The organism is Microvirga sp. jy35, from assembly GCF_056148915.1.
On record NZ_JBWBEW010000047.1, the window covers coordinates 18,820 to 35,281 of the forward strand.

Here is a 16,462-nt window from a genome sequence, read left to right on the forward strand (position 1 = left end):
TCAGACCTCGATCCGGTGCCCTGCCGCCCGCAGGGCGCCCATCGCACGATCCGCGTCCTGCTCCTTCACCAGCACGTAATCGGTGCTGAAGGTCGAGGTGGCGAAGATGCCGATGCCGGCCTTGGCCAAGGGCTCCAGCACGGAGGCGAGAATCCCCGGCACATTGAAGTCGAAGCTCTGAACGATCCGAAAGCACCGCCAGCCTGCATCGATTTCCGCCTCGGGCGGCGCCTGGCGGAGGGGGCAGACGAGGGTCGTTTCCTCGACGGCCTGCACCAGGAGGGTGAAGGCCCCCGGCTGGGGCATGCCGACAGGCGTGCCGGCGGGGAAGCGGCAGATGGCGTAGGGATCTGCAAGCAGGGAAAGGGTTAGCGTGGGCATGGTCACCGTTCTTGAGAAGCGTTTGGAAATTTCCCTCCCTCGTCATCATCGGCCTTGAGCCGGCGATCTCGATCCGAAAGATCTCGCGCTTTTCCGATCGGGATGGCCGGGACTGATCCCCGGATCAAGTCCGGGGACGGCCATGACGCTGAAGTCATATCCACTGAAGATCAAGAAGCCCTCGCTTCCTGTTCTTGATATCCTTCGAGCAAGGATCTGCATGAGAAAACCCGCCCTGTTGCCAGGGCGGGTTTCCGAACGTTCGGCTTTCAGGCCGGTCGATTACATGCCGAGCTCGTTGCCCGAGTAGTCGATCTTGCCGTCGGCACCCTTCTTCCAGACGTACATCACGTAGTCCGGACGGGTGATGTCGCCCTTCTTGTCGAAGGTGATGTCGCCGATCACGGTCTTGAAGGGCTTGCCGGCCTTCATCGCGTCGGAGATCTTCTTGCCGTCGGTGCCGCCAGCCTGCTTCGCCGCCTCGGCTAGGATCTGGGTCGCGGCGTAGGAGTACAAGGTGTAGGCTTCCGGCTCGAAGTTCTTGGCCTTGAACTTGGCTACGGCGTCCTTCGCGTTCGGGTTCTTGCGCGGATCCGGCGAGAAGGTCATCAGGGTGCCTTCGGCGCCCGGGCCGGCGATCGAGGTGAACTCGGCCGACACGATGCCGTCACCCGACATCATCGGGGCCTGGAGGCCCTGGTCGCGCATCTGGCGGATGATGAGGCCGGCTTCCGTGTGGAGGCCGCCGAAGTAGACGACGTCGACACCAGCCTGCTTCAGCTTCGACACGAGCGCGGAGTAGTCCTTCTCGCCCGGGTTGACGCCTTCATACACGACTTCCTTCAGACCCTTGGAGTTCATGGTCTTCTGGGTCTCGTCGGCAAGGCCCTTTCCGTAGGGGGTCTTGTCGTGAACGACGGCAACCTTCTTGCCCTTGAACTTGTCGGCCAGGTAGCTGCCTGCAACGAGGCCCTGCTGGTCGTCGCGACCGCAGGTGCGGAACGTGTTCCACATGCCGCGCTCGGTGTATTGTGGGTTGGTCGAAGCGGGCGAAACCTGGACGATGCCGGCTTCCTCGTAGACCTGCGAGGCCGGGATCGAGACGCCGGAGTTGAAGTGGCCGACCACGAACTTCACGCCTTCGGCGGCGAACTTGTTCGCGACCGACACGCCCTGCTTGGGGTCCGACACGTCATCGCCAACGACGACCTGCAGCTTCTGGCCGTTGATGCCGCCAGCTGCGTTGATGTCTTCGACAGCCTGCTCGACGCCGTTCTTCAGCTGGGCGCCGAAGGCCGCGTTCGGGCCGGTGATGGGGCCAGCAACGCCGATCTTGATCTGGGCGCTGGCAGCGCTGGAGAAGGCGAGGCCAAGACCAAGCGCCACGCCGGTCAACAGCAATTTCTTCATGAGGTCACTCCTCTGGGTGGTTTTATAGGCCCCTCTTCCTCGTGGGGCCGGTTTGGCGGGGGTACCCCCGCCTTCCGCGGAACATCATGCTTGTTTTTAAGCGGATGTCACCTGGGAATCTTTTGGGCTTAGCCCTTGGTCGCAGAAGCCTTTTCCCGCCAGGAAAACGGGCCGCTCCGCTCGTAGAGCCAGCGGTACTGCGTGGTCATCATGCGGGCCCGCCGGTACTGGAAGCCCAGGGCCCCGATGATCAGCAGGACGATGGTGTCGATCGCATAATAATGGATCGACAGCAGGGTACCGCCGAACAGGGCGAAGTGGATGAAGCGGACCGCGGCGCCCAGGATGAACAGGTAGAGAATCAGAGTCCAGAAGGGGCGCCAGGTGAGGGCGATGGCCCGGCCTGTCATCCAGGCGGCCCATCCGCCCATGATCACGGTGATGAGAAGGAAGAGCCAGAACGACGGCTCTTCGTAGAGGATGCCCTGCATCAGTGATGCCCTCCTTCGAGATAGGCCGCTTTGACCTGCGGGTCTTCGAGCAGTTCCCTGCCGGTTCCGCTCATGGTGATGTTGCCCGTCACCATCACGTAGCCGCGATGGGCGAGTTTCAGGGCGTGATAGGCGTTCTGCTCCACGAGGAAGACCGTCATTCCGTCCTTCTCGTTGAGCTCCTTGATGATCTGGAAGATCTGCTTCACGATCAGGGGCGCCAGTCCCAGCGACGGCTCGTCCAGGAGGAGGAGCTTCGGGCGGCTCATGAGCGCCCGGGCGATGGCCAGCATCTGCTGCTCGCCGCCCGAGAGGGTGCCGCCGCGCTGCTGCAGGCGCTCCTTCAGGCGCGGGAACAGGGTGCAGACCCGCTCGAGATCCTGGTCGAAATGGGCCATCCCGTTCATGGACGCGCCCATCTGCAGGTTCTCGTAGACCGTCATGCGCGGAAAGATGCGCCGGCCCTCGGGAGACTGGGCGATCGACAGGCGGGCGATCTCGTGGGTGGGCAGCTTAGTGATGTCCCGCCCCGCATAGGTGATCGACCCTTCGCGGCACCGCGGGTTGCCGAAGATGGTCATCATCAGGGTCGACTTGCCGGCGCCGTTGGCGCCGATCAGCGTGACGATCTCGCCCTCGTTCACATCCATGTCCACGCCCTTGAGGGCGATGATGTTGCCGTAATAGGTCTTCACGCCGCGCACGCTGAGAAGCGGCTGGCGGGAAGGGGAAGCCTGGGGATTCTGCATCGCGATGTTTGCTCCAGCGGTGCTCATACGCCGATCTCCGCTTCGACCTTCTCGACCTCGTCGTCGGCCACGCCGAGATAGGCGGCGATGACCTTGGGATCGTTCCTGACCTCGACGGGCAGGCCGTCCGAGATCTTGATGCCGTAGTCCAGCACGACCACGTGGTCGGAGATTTCCATCACCACCGACATGTCGTGCTCTATCAGGAGGATCGAGGTGCCCTGCTCGTCGCGGATCGACAGCAGGAGCTGGTTCAGCTCCAGGGACTCGCGCGGGTTGAGGCCGGCCGCCGGCTCGTCCAGGCAGAGCAGGAGCGGATCGGTGCACATGGCGCGGGCGATCTCCAGGCGGCGCTGGTCGCCGTAGGGCAGGTCGCCGGCCGGTTCGTCGGCCCGATGGATCAGGCGGGTCTTCTCGAGCCAGAACTTGGCCTTCTCGATGGCCTCCTTCTCGGCCTTGCGGTAGCCGCCGATGCCGAGGACGCCCATGAAGGTGAAGCCGGACGCGATCATCAGCGGGTTGTGCTGGGCCACCAGCAGATTCTCGAGCAGGGTCATGCCGGAGAACAGGCGGATGTTCTGGAAGGTACGGGCGACCTTGCCCTTCCAGTTGATGTCGAAGCCCGGCAGCCGCTCCAGGAGCAGGTGCGAGCCGTCCGGCTTGCGCAGGGCGATCATGCCTTCGGTCGGCTTGTAGAAGCCGGTGATGCAGTTGAAGACCGTGGTCTTGCCGGCTCCGTTGGGTCCGATGAGCGCGGTGATCTCGCCGCGCCCGGCCTTGAACGAGAGGTCGTTGACGGCCACGAGGCCGCCGAAGCGCATCGTGAGATGCTGTACGTCGAGGATGGGATCCTGCAGCCAGCGCATTAGCCGTGTCCTTCCTTCACGAGCGAGCCGGAGATGGCCTTGCGCTCTTTCAAGATCACTGAGGGTTCACGTTCCGAGATCAGGCCGCGCGGACGCCAGACCATCATCGCCACCATGCCCATGCCGAAGAGCAGCAGGCGGTATTCGTTCGGGTCGAATCCTGTGCCGAAGACGGATTGGAGGAAGGTGAGATTGCGCAGGACCTCGGGGCCGCCGACCAGCACGATGGCCGCGATGGCCACGCCGATCTGGGATCCCATGCCGCCCATGACCACGATGGCCAGGATGATCGCCGATTCCAGGAAGTTGAAGCTCTCCGGCGAGACGAAGCCCTGACGGACCGCGAAGAACGATCCGGCGAAGCCGCCGAACATGGCCCCGATGGCGAAGGCCGTCAGCTTGGTGTTCGTGGTGTTGATGCCCAGCGACCGGCAGGCGATCTCGTCCTCGCGCAGGGCTTCCCAGGCGCGTCCCACGGGCAGCTTGCGCAGGCGCATGGTGACGAAGTTGGTCAGGAGAGCCAGCGCCAGGATGAGGTAGTACAGGAAGATCATCCTGTGCATGCCGTTGAACTCGAGCCCGAAGGTTGCTGCGAAACCGCCTTCGCCCGCCGTGAAGGGCAGGCCGAAGAAGGTGGCGCGCGGGATCGACGAGATGCCGGCGCCGCCGTTGGTCAGGTCGACCCAGTTGATGAGCACGAGGCGGATGATCTCGCCGAAGGCCAGCGTCACGATGGCGAGATAGTCGCCGCGCAGGCGCAGCACCGGAAAGCCCAGGATCATGCCCCAGAAGGCCGCCAGGATGCCGGCGAGCGGCAGGCAGATCCAGAACGATAGGCCGAACGTGGTCGAGAGCAGGGCGTAGGAATAGGCCCCGACCGCGTAGAAGGCCACATAGCCCAGATCGAGCAGGCCCGCGAGGCCCACCACGATGTTCAGGCCCCAGCCGAGCATCACGTAGGTGAGAATCAGGATGCCCAGATCGACCCAGTAGCGCGACTCGTTGAGGCCGCCCTGGATCAGGTAGATCAGGACCGGAAACGCCACGGCAATCCCGAGGAAGAACGGAATGGCGAACTTGGACACATGCTGGAATGCGCTCGGCATCGCATGGACCTGTTCCGTCGCCTGGCGTGAGCTCGGGGTCGCCTTGGCATAGGCCCGCGACGCCGTGAAGGCATGGAGCACAAGGCGCAGGCCGAACACGATGGCGCAGACGATCGCCACCAGGCCCCAGCGGGGGGTCAGGAACAGATCGGCGCCGCTCTGGTCCGTCTTGTAGGCCAGGATCGGGATGGACAGCCCTAAGGTGATCAGCGTCGCCTTGAGGGCGTCCTTGAAGGCCGCGGCCAGATCGAAGTGCCTCGAGACGGCTTGGGTCTGGGCCGTTGTGGTGATGGAAGGAGCGTTCATAGCGTTTAAGCTCCTTAAACCTTCTCGACCTCAGGCCGTCCGAGAATGCCGGAAGGCATGAAGATGAGAACGATGGCGAGGATCGAGAACGCGGCCACGTCCTTGTACTCGATCGAGAAATAGGCCGACCAGAAGGTCTCGATGAGGCCGATGATCAAGCCGCCCAGAACCGCGCCGGGGAGCGAGCCGATGCCGCCCAGGACCGCGGCCGTGAAGGCCTTCACGCCCGGCACGAAGCCGTCGCTGAAGCTCACGACGCCATAATACAGCAGGTACATGGTGCCGGCGACCGAGGCGAGGGCCGCGCCGATCACGAAGGTGAGCGAGATCGTCCGGTCCACGTTGATGCCGAGCAGGGCGGCCATCTTCCGGTCCTGCTCGCAGGCGCGCTGGGCACGGCCGAGGGAGGTCTTCTGAACGACGTACCAGAAGATCGTCAGCAGCACCGCCGTGACCACCATGATGATGATCTGCTTGTAGGACAGGGCCACGTTGTAGCCGCTTGCGCCCTGGAACAGGACGATCACGTCCTGAACCATCGGGGGTGTCGGCTTGTTGCGGGCTCCCTGCGCCACCTGGACGAAGTTGGACAGGAAGATCGAGACGCCGATGGCCGAGATCAGCGGGGCCAGGCGGAACGAGCCGCGCAGGGGCCGGTAGGCGATGCGCTCGACGGTCCAGCCCCATAGGGACGTGAGGATCATGGCGATGATCAGCACGAAGAACAGGGCCAGCACCACGGACGAGATCCCGAGCCAGGTGGTCAGGATCAGGAAGAAGATGAGCGAAATGAACGCCGAGAGCATGAAGACGTCGCCGTGGGCGAAGTTCACCATGCCGATGATGCCGAAGACCATCGTGTAGCCGATGGCGATGAGGCCGTAGATCGACCCCAGAGTCAGCCCATTGATGAGCTGCTGCACAAAGATTTCCATGTCCTACCCTTGCCCCTCTGGAACGGGGTCATTCTTGGGAAACGATGCAGGAAAGCACGATGCTGGAACATCGCCAACCCTGACCTAAGGTGCGGGTGTCTCTAGCAAACCGAATTTCATTCGACAATGTACTGTTAAGATTCCTATCGCCTTGTTTGACGATATCTTCGCCGAGAGTTGTGCGAATGCGGCCCGGAAGGCCGAACGCCGCCGCTTTCCAAGGAGCGGCTCAGGGACCATATGGTCTCCCATGGCCTTGTGCTCTGTCTGAAATGAGTGGAAGAGGCTTGTCTGGATCCAGATGTCGAAGACTCAAGCCTCCCCCGAACACCCCGTACCGGGTGCGCCCAATGCCGACACCATGCTCTTCCGCGAGGGCATGAGCCGTGTCGCCGGGGCCGTTCACGTGGTCACGACCGATGGTGCCGCCGGGCGCGCGGGCTTCACGGCCACGGCGGTGACCCCGGTTACAGACGGTCCGGCTTCGCTCCTGGTCTGCGTCAACACAGCCTCACGATCAGCCCAGGCCCTGCTCTCGAACCGGGTTTTCTGCGTGAACACCCTCGCAGCCGCTGATCTTGAACTCGCGGAGATCTTCGCCGGTCGCGCCGGCATTCAGGGGGCGGAGCGCTTCAGCAGAGGGGAGTGGGACATCCTGGCTACGGGCTCGCCTGCCCTAGGGACAAGCCTCGTGTCCTTCGACTGCAGGATCAGCGATGCCCGGGTGGTGGCCACTCACCACGTGATCATCGGAGAGATCGTCGGCATCAGGCTCGGGGAGCGCAGGCCGGCGCTCATCTATCAGGCCCGGCACTATCACGGGCTCTGAGGTCTCGCGCGCAGAGGCTTCCCAAGCGCCCATGCCAAGCCCCTATGCCAAGCCTCCATGGCCGGCAAAAGAGAGGGCCGGCCTGCTGCAAGCCAGCGAGGCGGCCCTGAGTTGTGAAGGGCTGTAGGTGAACAGTACCTCCAAAGGGCTAATCCGAAAGAGGTGTGTGCGGTTCGACGCGATCCCGGGAAATTTCCCGGATTTCCAAGAAAAAAGCCCTTCACGAGGGGAGGTGAAGGGCTTTGAGGGTCTCGAAGACCTGGGGGCTGTGGCCTTCGTGAGGAGGTAATGCCCTTGCGGAAGGTAGGTTCCGCAAAATTCATCCTCGAGGCCTCCGGGCCGTATGCAGGGGGCGCAGGCCGCAGGGTCTGGAACATTGCGCCAGGCCGATGCGGATGCCTCTTCGTCTCTTGAAGACATGCCTCCGTAGCTTATGTCCCCCTGTCACATTTCAACCAGGATCCGCAGGGCCACGAGCAGGGGATGCCGAGCAACTGGAACAGATCCGATCCTGCCGTGGTCGAGAGATCCTGGGGATCGGCATATCGAGTGGATCCTTCATGAGCGACGGCCCGTTCGAAGGACCGCCGGCCGCGCTTGTCAAATCCAAAGGCGTTGAAGCTCCAGCGGCAGCCGTGACGGCCGCCTGGCTGCAGGGCCGGGGCGAGATGGCGGAGCGCATCCGGGCTCACGACTGGCCGGCGACCTCCCTCGATTCCCTACCGTCATGGCCCCAGAGCCTTCGCACCATCGCCGATCTCATGATCGGCTCCGGGCATCCGGTATTCGTCGTCTGGGGAGCCGATCTCACGCTGCTCTACAACGACAGCTTCGGGCAGGTCCTGGGACCCCGGCATCCGGCGGCCCTCGGCAGACCTTTCCGCGAGGTATGGCCGGAGACTTGGGGCCGGCACGGCCCGATCATCGAAGCGGCATTGTCAGGCGGGGACCGGGATGCCGCCCGGCAACCTGCTTCGTCGGGCGGGCGGTTGGGCTGGCCGGTCGGCGGGTTCTCGTTCTCCTGGACGCCCGTCAGGGATGACACGGGCAAGGTTGCCGGGTTTTACTGCACCGGGAACGAGGCGGCCGACCGCGCTCCCACCGAGGAGCGGCTCAGGCAGGTACAGCAGGCGGCCCGGATCGGCAGCTTCGACTTCGACCGCAACACCGGCAAAGCCGTCGCGTCGCCGGAATACCTGGAGCTGTACGGGCTGCCGGGTGATCGGTCTGAGGCTTTCTCGTACGAGGAATGGATCAGCCTCGTGCATCCGGAGGATCGGTCCTGGATCGAATCCGAAACACGCAGGGCGGTTTCCGACCCCGCTTGCGACCAGCTCGAATACGATTTTCGGATTGCCCGCGCCGACACCGGCGAGATGCGGTGGATCACCGCGCGCACCAAGCTGATCCGGGATGCGGACGGACGCTTCATCCGCTCCCTTGGCGCTCAGTGGGATATCACTGCCGCGAAGGATGCCGAGGTGGCTCTGCGCGAAAGCGAGGAACGCTACCGCTCGTTCATCACCCGCAGTACCGAGGGCATCTGGCTCCTGGAGTTCGCACCCCCGCTCGACACGGGTTTGCCCGTGGAGGAGCAGGTTGATCTGGCCTACCGCCATGGCCGCTTCGTCGACTGCAACGACGCCATGGCACGCATGTACGGGCTTGCCCAGGCCGAGGATCTGGTCGGCAGGACCCTGGAGTTTCCGCTGCCCTCATCCGACCCCGAGGCCAGAGCATACCTGGCCAGCATCGTGTCCTCCGGCTACAGCGTCACCGGGGCGGAATCGACCGAGTACGATGCCGCCGGAAATCCGAAGCATTTCGACAACAGCATCATTGCCATCATTGAGGAAGGGCAGCTGAAACGGCTCTGGGGCATCCAGCGCGACATCACCGATCGCAAGAGGGCCGAGGAGCAGCGCACGCTCCTGATCCACGAGCTGAATCATCGCGTGAAGAACACCCTGGCCACGGTGCAGTCGATCGCGGCTCAGACCCTGCGCAATGCCGGAACGATGCAGGATGCCAAGGAGGCTCTCGAAGGCCGGCTGATGGCCCTGGCCCGCGCGCACGACGTCCTGACGACGGAGAGCTGGGAGGGGGCCGAACTCAAGGACATCGTCGCGCAGGCTCTCGCGCCCTACAGGTCCTTCGGCGAGGATCGCCTGACGATCGCCGGGCCTACGGTCCGCCTGTCGCCCCGGATCGCACTGGCCTTGTCCATGGCGCTTCAGGAGTTGACCACCAACGCCGTCAAGCATGGCGCCTTGTTGAACGCGACGGGGAAGGTCCATGTCGTCTGGGATGTCTCGAGAGCCGAGCCCGGCAGCCGCCTACACCTGCGTTGGCAGGAGACCGGCGGTCCGGTAGTCCAGCCCCCTACGCGACAGGGCTTCGGCTCCCGTCTGATCGAACGCAGTCTCGCGCGCGAACTCAACGGGGATGTTCGGATCGAGTTCCGCCCCGAAGGAATCCTGTGCACCGTCGATGCTCCGCTTGCTTAGATCATTCACGGTGCTGCGATGAGGGCGTGGTCGGATTGGAACCATCGGCCGCAAAAGACCTTTGACAGACACGTGGTTTACAAAGGTGATCCGATGTTCAAGCTTTTCCGCAACCTCTTCATCCTTCGCCAGGCCTGGAAGATGATCAAGCGCCGGCGCTGAAGAACTGGCCTTCTACCCCTGCCTGGCTGATCCCGGAGCATAAGGGCTCCATCCACTGATCTGGACGAACCCGTCCCGGGCCGCGACGACCATGTGCTTGCGATGTCGATGGACGAGGGTGCCGGGCCTGTATCGGTGCGGCTCCTCCCAGCCGGAGGCCTCCCACACATAGACGTAGCGGGACTCGATCTGGGCGAAGGCTTCGATGGATCCGAAGGCGCGGATGGTGCGCAGGACGTCCTGCACGCCGCCGTTCCAGGCGACGGTTCTCTGCGCCTGCGTGACCCTGGGCCAGTAAGTGCCCGGCCCTTGCGGCGTGGCCTCGGCCCATAGGCGGGGCAGGTCTCGGGCGAGTTCCGCTGCAATCTCCTTCGCGGCCATCTGGCATTTGGACAGCAGGGTGTCGTGGGACTCCGCGCCGCTCAGGGAAAAGCGCTTCTGAGCCACGACCGCGCCCGTGTCGAAGGCCGGCTCGAGGGCGTGGGCCGTCATTCCCCATTCGGACAAGCCGTCGAGAATGGCCTGGAACAGCGGGTAGGGCCCTCGTCCCTGCGGCAGGGGTGAAGGGTGGAAGTTGATGGCAAAGGGGATGTGCCGCTCCCAGCCCGTGATCAGCCACGGATATCCCGCAACCACCAGGGCTTCGCAGCCCATGGCTTTCAGACCGGCGAGATCGGCCGGGAGGATCCGGGACATCTGCACCGGCAGGCGCAGCGAGCGGGCGCGGGACAGGGTGACGTCGTTGAAGTCGTAGATGCTGTCGCAGGGACGGCTGAACAGTTTGACCGGCTCCCAGCCTGCGGCGAGAAGCGTCTCGAAAACATCTCCCAGAAAATCGATTCCCGCGAAGGCGAAGCGCATTCCCGGTGATCTCCTTCCGCGATGTTTCCGTTCGGGCTCCGGCTCACGCAATCAACGCAAGATCGCGTGGATGTGCAAGTCCCTTCGTGCATCGTGCGGACCCGGAGGGCCGCGTCGGCGAAAAGCGGAGCCGGTTTTCGGTCCTGTGCGCTTGCGGGAACTTCAAACTGCACTCAAGATTTAGCCTTGAGCATAGGGCAGGAGACCGCCTGCGCTTTTAGAGGTGGATTCCTGTCTGCAAGGCTCGTTCGGGCTTGAGAAGGAGTTCGCATGGTATCCAAGGATTTCATCCGCCAGCTGGAAGGCTACGGGCTGACGACCGCCAAGATCCTGTACCGCATGCCGGATCACCCGTCCTTTCTTCAGACCTACATCTGGCAGGACTATGATCTGGCTCCCCGATTTCCCGTGCTCATCGACTTTCTCGATTTCTGGAAGCGGGAGCTTGCAGGGCCCCTGCACTCGGTCACAGTGGCTCATGCGCAGCTGATCCGTCCCGCCGAGTTCCGGGCGATTCAGGGGGAGATCAACATTCATTGATACGCCTTGGCCCCGGACGTTAAGTCAGGTAGAGAGGCGCCCTGAGCATCCCCGAACCTGTCAGGGCTCCTTGTTTTCCAACGCGCGCACTTCCCAGATCCTGCTCGCCCTCGCGTCCCAGCCGGGCGAGCGCCTCACCGTGCGCGATATCATGGCCGTGCTCCAGGACAGGGCCTTTGCGCTTCTGATCGTGCTGCTGGGGCTGCCCAACTGCCTTCCCATGCCGCCGCCGATCCCGCTGGTCTGCGGCCTGCTGCTGGCGCTGGTCGCCGTTCAGATCGTGTTCGGACGGGAGGCGCCCTGGCTTCCGCGCCAGCTCCTGAACCGCTCCATGGCCCGCACGGACGTGGAGCGGGCCGTCGGTCGCGCGGTCCCGGTGTTTCGCCGGCTCGAGCGCATTTCGCGCCCCCGCATGACCTTCCTGGACACGCCGCTCGCCATGCGCCTCATGGGCGCAGTCATCCTGATTCTGTCGGTGGGACTTCTGTTCGCGCCCCCGTTCGTGGGGCAGATCCCGCTTGGCCTTGCCGTATGCCTTGTCGGCCTGGGGCTCGTGGAGCGGGATGGCTTCGTCGTGGTGGGAGGGCTTCTGATCGGATCGATCGGCCTGACCCTGAGCCTCGGCTTCGTCTATGCGATCTTCGCCGGGATCGACACACTGATGTAAAGAGGGCCTGCGGCCACCCGAGGGTGGCCGCAGAAGCGTGATAACTCAGTCGTCATCCTCGTCGAATTCGGGAGCCGACTTGAGCTGGTCCACGGGCATGTTCACGACGATCCGCATGTCGTCGCTGCTCCGGGCAGAGGTCGAGCCGGTCGTCTGGCCGGAGCCCTGAACGGAGCCGGTGGTCGCCGCGTCCGGGGCATTCATCTGGACGGCGCTCAGGGGCAGGGCCACAGTGCGGTCGCCGAGGCCCGCATCAACCTCGATGACGACGGCGACAACCTTGCCGCTGCGGTCGAGCACCAGATCTTCGATGTCGCCGATGTCCTTGTTGTCGGCGCCGACAACATCTTCATCCATGATCTTGGAAGCGAGCATCTGACCGGCCTCGAGCCGCGTCATGAAATTCACGCCTGCCGGAGCAGCGGCGCCGGAGGAGGGCTGGGCCGGCGTGGACTGGGCCAGGGCGGCCGAGGCCAGCAGGGTGGAGCCGAGCAGACCGGCAGTCAGCAACTTCTTCATTCTCATCTCCCGATTACGTTGTTCGTGGTGGTGTAACGCGGTCGGGAGGGGTTGGTTCTGTGGCCAAGCTCAGATCAGGCGCAGACCTTTGAGGCTGGCATGACCCTCGCGGCCCACGATGATGTGGTCGTGGACGGTGATCCCCAAGGGCCTGGCCACCTCGATGATCTCACGGGTCATCTTGACGTCGGCGGAGGACGGCGTGGGGTCCCCCGAGGGGTGGTTATGGACCAGGATCAGGGCTGAAGCGGAGAGTTCGAGGGCGCGCTTGACCACCTCGCGCGGATAGACCGGCGTGTGGTCGACCGTGCCCGATTGCTGCACCTCGTCGGCGATGAGCGCGTTGCGCTTGTCGAGGAAGAGCAGGCGGAACTGTTCCTTGTCCATGAAGGCCATGGCGGTGCGGCAGTAGTCGATGACGGACGTCCAGGAGGAGAGAATCGGGCGCTTGGCGACCTCGCCCCTGGCGAGGCGGCGGGCGGAGGCCTCCACGATCTTCAGGTCCGTGACCACGCTCTCGCCGATCCCGTCCACCTCCATGAGCCGGTTGGGCGAGGCGGCCAATACCTCGGCGAAGGTGCCGAAGCGCTTGAGCAGCTCCTTGGCGATGGGCTTCACGTCCCGGCGCGGGATGGAGCGGAAGAGCACGAGCTCCAGCAGCTCGTAGTCCGGGACGGCATCGCCGCCCACCTCCATGAAGCGGGCGCGCAGCCGGTCGCGGTGGCCGTGATAATGGGGAAGGTCGTCGCTCATGCCCGCCCGTTGCTTCTTGCCTCAACGTACTCCGGAATTGGGGTTCCGGCGCATCATTGTTACCTTGTAGGCCAGAAGCGATGCGGGAGGCTAGTGTCAAGCTCGCTTCACGACGGCTTGTCCAGCCCCTTGGGCGAATAGGTGAACACCTCCGCGCCGGTCTCCGTCACGCCCACCATGTGCTCGAACTGGGCCGAGAGGGAGCGGTCGCGGGTCACGGCGGTCCAGCCGTCCGCCAGGACCTTCACCTGCGGCCGCCCCAAGTTGATCATGGGCTCGATGGTGAAGAACATGCCGGCTTTCAGCTCCACGTTGTAGGCCGGCTCCACGTAGTGGAGGATCGTCGGCGAGTCGTGGAAGACCTTGCCGATGCCGTGGCCGCAGAAGTCCCGCACCACGGAGCAGCGCTCGGCCTCCGCATAGGATTGGATCGCCGCGCCGATGTCGTTGGTGGTGGCGCCCGGCCTGACGACCGCGATGCCGCGCAGGAGGCATTCATAGGTGATCTCGCAGAGGCGCTGCGCGCGGCGCGGCACCTCGCCCACGTAATACATGCGGCTCGAATCCCCGTGCCAGCCATCGAGGATGAGAGTCACGTCGACATTCATGATGTCCCCGTCGCGCAGGGGCTTGTCGTTGGGAATGCCGTGACAGACCACATGGTTGATCGAGGTGCAGATCGTCTTCGTGTAGCCGCGGTAGTGCAGGCAGGCCGGATAGGCGCCATGATCGCGGATGAAGTCGAAGGCGAGCTTGTCCAGAAACTCCGTGGTGACGCTGGGCTTCACGTGTTCCGACAGCATGTCGAGGCATTCGGCCACCATGCGGCCGGCGCGCCGCATCCCTTCGAAGTCCGATGGGCCGTGCAGCGGGATCTCGGCGGCGCGCTTGCGCTCGACAACATCGGTCTCGGTCATTATCAATCCTTGGTCTCTTGCCCGGAATGTAAGGATCGCCGAGCGCGAAGCAAGCTAAAGCATCGGACACAAAAGCGGATCTGCGCTTTTGGGATCGATCCGGTGCTTCCTGCGTGAATGAGAGCATCGTCGGGTGCGACAACCGGGGCCACGTTCCGCTGACGCGTCCCTTTCGGGTCCGCACGATGCTCTAAAGTCCTCATGCCCCGCTTGCGATTGGCCTCCGGGGGTGTCATGAGCAACCCCGTTCATCCGCTTCGTGGCTCCGGATTCCTCGATAATGAATGATTCCCGCCCCTTCGGGGACTTTGCGCCTTCAGGTCTCACCCGCTGGGTGATCGACCGCACGCGCGGGTTGCCCCAGGGATGGGCGGGCCGCAGGCTGGCCCTGATGCTGCGCCACATGGCCATGAAGATGCTCAAAGGCCTGCCGCTCGATCTCGAGACGTTCGGCGTCAGGATGCGGCTTTATCCCTACAAGAACGTGTGCGAGCGCCGGCTCCTCTTCACCCCGCAATATTTCGATGCCGACGAGCTCAGGATCCTGGCATCTCGCATCCAGGAAGGGTTCACCTTCATCGATGTGGGCTCGAACGTGGGTTGGTACGCGCTGTTCCTGGCTCGGGAGGCCGGCCCTGCCGTCGCGACCCGGATCCTCGCCGTCGAACCGCAGCCCGAGATCTTCGACCGCCTGATCTACAACATCCGACAGAACCCGTTCGGCACGATCAAGGCCGTCGATTGCGCGGTGGCGGACAAGACAGGCGAGCTCACCCTGTTCCTCGACCCCCTCAACCGGGGTGAGGCGAGCCTCAAGATCGTCAATTCCAGCCAGACGGATGCCATCCGGGTGCCGGCCGTGACCCTGCTCGATCTTCTGAGCCGCGAGGGCCTGACCCGGGTCGACGCGATCAAGCTCGATGTGGAGGGGGCGGAGGACCTGGTCCTCGACCCGTTCTTCCGGGATGCGCCGGCCTCGCTCTATCCGTCCATATTCATCGTGGCGAACGTGCCGGACCGCTGGCAGGCCGATGTGATCGGCCTCCTCACGGGCAAAGGCTACCGGCAGGTCCTCGAGACCAAGATGAACCTGGTTTTCGAGCGGGGCTGAGAAGCTGCGACGTCTCCCTTAGTGTCATCCCCGCGAAGGCGGGGATCCATAACCACTGACGGCGCTCCATTCTGCGATGCTGGTGTTTATGGATTTCCACGCCTACGGCGCGGCCCTTCGGGTCAGGCCCGGCTCTGCCGCCCTGGAATGACAAGCTTGCTATCTTGGCGTCACGATCTCCACCGGCCGGTCGATGGTCACCTCCTCGGGCGTGACACGGCAGACATAGGCGTAGGATTCCACCCCCGAGGCGAGAGCGTGCCGGAAGGCCTTGTCGTAGGCCGGATCGATATCGCGGGCGACGTCGAAGCGCTCGGCATCCATCTGGATGACATAGACGAGGGCGGCTCTCGCGCCCTGGGCCCTCATATCGGCCAGCTCATAGAGGTGCTTGGCGCTGCGGGCAGCCACGCAGTCCGGGAACTCGGCGAAGCCCGCCTCGCGCATGAGGTGGCAGTTCTTCACCTCCAGATAGCAGGGCGGCTCGCCGTCCTTCTCCAGCAGGAAGTCGACCCGGCTGTTGCGGCCGTACTTCACCTCGGGCCGGACGCGATCGTAGCGGGCGAAGGGAGCAAGGCGCCCCTCGCGCAGGGCCTCGGCCACCAGCAGGTTGGGGCGGGAGGTGTTGATCCCGATGAGCTGGAGCGGCCCGCCGCCGGCCGCGACCTCCACGAACTCCCAATTGTACTTGAGCTTGCGGTTGGGGTTCGTCGCCCGCGAGAGAAGGACCCGGCTGCCGGGCTCCTTCAGGCCCATCATGGCCCCGGGATTGGCGCAATGGGCGGTGACCACCTCGCCGGTGTCGAGGGCGACATCCGCCAGAAATCGCTTGTAGCGCTCGATGAGACGGCCCTCGAGCAGGGTTTCCTGAAAACGCATCCACAACCAACATTCGACTGTAAAAATCCCTGGTAGCAGGGGAGAAGCCTCAGGTTCAACCCAGCCTGCATCCCTGTCACCCCCAGAGCAGCAGGGAAGGGGATTGCTGGCGCTGAGCCTGCGGGTGGATTCGCTTCCCCTCCGCTGCGCTCCAGCCGGGAATGACACCTTGCCGGTCCTGACAACCGCCTCGTCATCCCCGTCCCCGGACTAGATTCGGGGATCTGCGCCATTGCTGCCCACCCCTCCGGCCTCATCCTGAGGAGCAGACGAAGTCTGCGTCTCGAAGGAGATTCCAGCACTCTCTGGAGCCTCCTTCGAGACGGTCGCTTCAGTGACCTCCTCAGGATGAGGACAGAGGGTTTGGACTGGAGACGTGGATGGCCGGCACAAGGTCGGCCATGACGCGGTGGGGCAGTGTAATGTTCTTACTTTGTTCTTGACAGCTCGCCTAAGCTCGGCTATATCGTTTG

17 protein-coding genes are annotated in these 16,462 nt (G+C 64.0%); 5 read left to right on the top strand and 12 right to left on the bottom strand.

What is annotated here, in order from left to right; genetic code table 11:
- From AC0QTX_RS23580 to AC0QTX_RS23610, 7 genes are all read right to left on the bottom strand, one after another.
- The gene (locus AC0QTX_RS23580; RefSeq protein WP_474606249.1) at nucleotides 1-381 is read right to left on the bottom strand and encodes an ACT domain-containing protein; all 381 of its coding nucleotides are present in this window, start codon (nucleotides 379-381) and stop codon (nucleotides 1-3) included.
- Nucleotides 382-663: 282 nt separating this feature from the next.
- Nucleotides 664-1,791 carry a branched-chain amino acid ABC transporter substrate-binding protein gene (locus tag AC0QTX_RS23585; protein ID WP_474606250.1) on the bottom strand — a complete coding sequence of 376 codons (1,128 nt, stop codon included), beginning with the start codon at nucleotides 1,789-1,791 and terminating at the stop codon, nucleotides 664-666.
- A gap of 128 nt (nucleotides 1,792-1,919) precedes the next feature.
- Nucleotides 1,920-2,282, bottom strand: coding sequence for a DUF6867 family protein (locus tag AC0QTX_RS23590; RefSeq protein WP_474606251.1), 363 nt, complete (start codon nucleotides 2,280-2,282; stop codon nucleotides 1,920-1,922).
- The gene (locus tag AC0QTX_RS23595) at nucleotides 2,282-3,058 is read right to left on the bottom strand and encodes an ABC transporter ATP-binding protein (protein WP_474606252.1); all 777 of its coding nucleotides are present in this window, start codon (nucleotides 3,056-3,058) and stop codon (nucleotides 2,282-2,284) included. Before AC0QTX_RS23595 ends, AC0QTX_RS23590 begins: the two co-directional genes overlap by 1 nt.
- Nucleotides 3,055-3,897 carry an ABC transporter ATP-binding protein gene (locus tag AC0QTX_RS23600; protein WP_474606253.1) on the bottom strand — a complete coding sequence of 281 codons (843 nt, stop codon included), beginning with the start codon at nucleotides 3,895-3,897 and terminating at the stop codon, nucleotides 3,055-3,057. The genes AC0QTX_RS23595 and AC0QTX_RS23600 overlap by 4 nt, the downstream gene beginning before the upstream one ends.
- Nucleotides 3,897-5,309: a high-affinity branched-chain amino acid ABC transporter permease LivM gene (gene livM, locus AC0QTX_RS23605; protein ID WP_474606254.1), complete on the bottom strand. Its 1,413-nt coding sequence runs from the start codon at nucleotides 5,307-5,309 to the stop codon at nucleotides 3,897-3,899. Before livM ends, AC0QTX_RS23600 begins: the two co-directional genes overlap by 1 nt.
- Before the next feature lie 14 nt (nucleotides 5,310-5,323).
- Nucleotides 5,324-6,244 carry a branched-chain amino acid ABC transporter permease gene (locus tag AC0QTX_RS23610; protein WP_474606255.1) on the bottom strand — a complete coding sequence of 307 codons (921 nt, stop codon included), beginning with the start codon at nucleotides 6,242-6,244 and terminating at the stop codon, nucleotides 5,324-5,326.
- A 301-nt stretch (nucleotides 6,245-6,545) separates the two neighbouring features.
- Between AC0QTX_RS23610 and AC0QTX_RS23615 the strand changes: the two genes are divergently transcribed.
- On the top strand, nucleotides 6,546-7,073 hold the full coding sequence (locus AC0QTX_RS23615; protein WP_474606256.1) for a flavin reductase family protein: 528 nt from the start codon (nucleotides 6,546-6,548) through the stop codon (nucleotides 7,071-7,073).
- 560 nt (nucleotides 7,074-7,633) lie between these two features.
- Nucleotides 7,634-9,580 (top strand): PAS domain-containing sensor histidine kinase, encoded by a 1,947-nt coding sequence (locus AC0QTX_RS23620; RefSeq protein ID WP_474606257.1) that lies wholly within the window; start codon nucleotides 7,634-7,636, stop codon nucleotides 9,578-9,580.
- Between the two features lie 174 nt (nucleotides 9,581-9,754).
- On the opposite strand, the gene AC0QTX_RS23625 is transcribed toward AC0QTX_RS23620, so the two are convergent.
- Nucleotides 9,755-10,603 (bottom strand): methionyl-tRNA formyltransferase, encoded by an 849-nt coding sequence (locus AC0QTX_RS23625; protein ID WP_474606258.1) that lies wholly within the window; start codon nucleotides 10,601-10,603, stop codon nucleotides 9,755-9,757.
- A gap of 270 nt (nucleotides 10,604-10,873) precedes the next feature.
- Here AC0QTX_RS23625 and AC0QTX_RS23630 point away from each other — a divergent pair, with 270 nt between their 5' ends.
- Together AC0QTX_RS23630 and AC0QTX_RS23635 are read left to right on the top strand one after the other, a co-directional pair.
- Nucleotides 10,874-11,143, top strand: coding sequence for an usg protein (locus AC0QTX_RS23630; RefSeq protein WP_474606259.1), 270 nt, complete (start codon nucleotides 10,874-10,876; stop codon nucleotides 11,141-11,143).
- Between the two features lie 70 nt (nucleotides 11,144-11,213).
- On the top strand, nucleotides 11,214-11,810 hold the full coding sequence (locus AC0QTX_RS23635; protein ID WP_474606260.1) for an exopolysaccharide biosynthesis protein: 597 nt from the start codon (nucleotides 11,214-11,216) through the stop codon (nucleotides 11,808-11,810).
- Between the two features lie 45 nt (nucleotides 11,811-11,855).
- Here the strand turns inward: AC0QTX_RS23635 and AC0QTX_RS23640 are convergent, their stop codons facing one another.
- From AC0QTX_RS23640 to map, 3 genes are all read right to left on the bottom strand, one after another.
- Nucleotides 11,856-12,329, bottom strand: a complete 474-nt coding sequence (locus AC0QTX_RS23640) for a PRC-barrel domain-containing protein (protein WP_474606261.1) — start codon at nucleotides 12,327-12,329, stop codon at nucleotides 11,856-11,858.
- Nucleotides 12,330-12,398: 69 nt separating this feature from the next.
- Nucleotides 12,399-13,082 carry a RadC family protein gene (radC, locus tag AC0QTX_RS23645; protein ID WP_474606262.1) on the bottom strand — a complete coding sequence of 228 codons (684 nt, stop codon included), beginning with the start codon at nucleotides 13,080-13,082 and terminating at the stop codon, nucleotides 12,399-12,401.
- A gap of 107 nt (nucleotides 13,083-13,189) precedes the next feature.
- Entirely contained in the window at nucleotides 13,190-13,999 is an 810-nt protein-coding gene (gene map, locus AC0QTX_RS23650) for a type I methionyl aminopeptidase (protein ID WP_474606263.1), read from the bottom strand.
- A 280-nt stretch (nucleotides 14,000-14,279) separates the two neighbouring features.
- Between map and AC0QTX_RS23655 the strand changes: the two genes are divergently transcribed.
- Nucleotides 14,280-15,110 carry an FkbM family methyltransferase gene (locus tag AC0QTX_RS23655; RefSeq protein ID WP_474606264.1) on the top strand — a complete coding sequence of 277 codons (831 nt, stop codon included), beginning with the start codon at nucleotides 14,280-14,282 and terminating at the stop codon, nucleotides 15,108-15,110.
- 159 nt (nucleotides 15,111-15,269) lie between these two features.
- On the opposite strand, the gene sfsA is transcribed toward AC0QTX_RS23655, so the two are convergent.
- The gene (sfsA, locus tag AC0QTX_RS23660) at nucleotides 15,270-15,989 is read right to left on the bottom strand and encodes a DNA/RNA nuclease SfsA (RefSeq protein WP_474606265.1); all 720 of its coding nucleotides are present in this window, start codon (nucleotides 15,987-15,989) and stop codon (nucleotides 15,270-15,272) included.
- Nucleotides 15,990-16,462: the final 473 nt, after the last annotated feature.

Bases quoted from the DNA above. Each gene is read 5' to 3' on its own strand.
- AC0QTX_RS23580 (WP_474606249.1), bottom strand. From the start codon at position 381: ATGCCCACGCTAACCCTTTCCCTGCTTGCAGATCCCTACGCCATCTGC.
- AC0QTX_RS23585 (WP_474606250.1), bottom strand. From the start codon at position 1,791: ATGAAGAAATTGCTGTTGACCGGCGTGGCGCTTGGTCTTGGCCTCGCC.
- AC0QTX_RS23590 (WP_474606251.1), bottom strand. From the start codon at position 2,282: ATGCAGGGCATCCTCTACGAAGAGCCGTCGTTCTGGCTCTTCCTTCTC.
- AC0QTX_RS23595 (WP_474606252.1), bottom strand. From the start codon at position 3,058: ATGAGCACCGCTGGAGCAAACATCGCGATGCAGAATCCCCAGGCTTCC.
- AC0QTX_RS23600 (WP_474606253.1), bottom strand. From the start codon at position 3,897: ATGCGCTGGCTGCAGGATCCCATCCTCGACGTACAGCATCTCACGATG.
- livM (WP_474606254.1), bottom strand. From the start codon at position 5,309: ATGAACGCTCCTTCCATCACCACAACGGCCCAGACCCAAGCCGTCTCG.
- AC0QTX_RS23610 (WP_474606255.1), bottom strand. From the start codon at position 6,244: ATGGAAATCTTTGTGCAGCAGCTCATCAATGGGCTGACTCTGGGGTCG.
- AC0QTX_RS23615 (WP_474606256.1), top strand. From the start codon at position 6,546: ATGTCGAAGACTCAAGCCTCCCCCGAACACCCCGTACCGGGTGCGCCC.
- AC0QTX_RS23620 (WP_474606257.1), top strand. From the start codon at position 7,634: ATGAGCGACGGCCCGTTCGAAGGACCGCCGGCCGCGCTTGTCAAATCC.
- AC0QTX_RS23625 (WP_474606258.1), bottom strand. From the start codon at position 10,603: ATGCGCTTCGCCTTCGCGGGAATCGATTTTCTGGGAGATGTTTTCGAG.
- AC0QTX_RS23630 (WP_474606259.1), top strand. From the start codon at position 10,874: ATGGTATCCAAGGATTTCATCCGCCAGCTGGAAGGCTACGGGCTGACG.
- AC0QTX_RS23640 (WP_474606261.1), bottom strand. From the start codon at position 12,329: ATGAAGAAGTTGCTGACTGCCGGTCTGCTCGGCTCCACCCTGCTGGCC.
- radC (WP_474606262.1), bottom strand. From the start codon at position 13,082: ATGAGCGACGACCTTCCCCATTATCACGGCCACCGCGACCGGCTGCGC.
- map (WP_474606263.1), bottom strand. From the start codon at position 13,999: ATGACCGAGACCGATGTTGTCGAGCGCAAGCGCGCCGCCGAGATCCCG.
- AC0QTX_RS23655 (WP_474606264.1), top strand. From the start codon at position 14,280: ATGAATGATTCCCGCCCCTTCGGGGACTTTGCGCCTTCAGGTCTCACC.
- sfsA (WP_474606265.1), bottom strand. From the start codon at position 15,989: ATGCGTTTTCAGGAAACCCTGCTCGAGGGCCGTCTCATCGAGCGCTAC.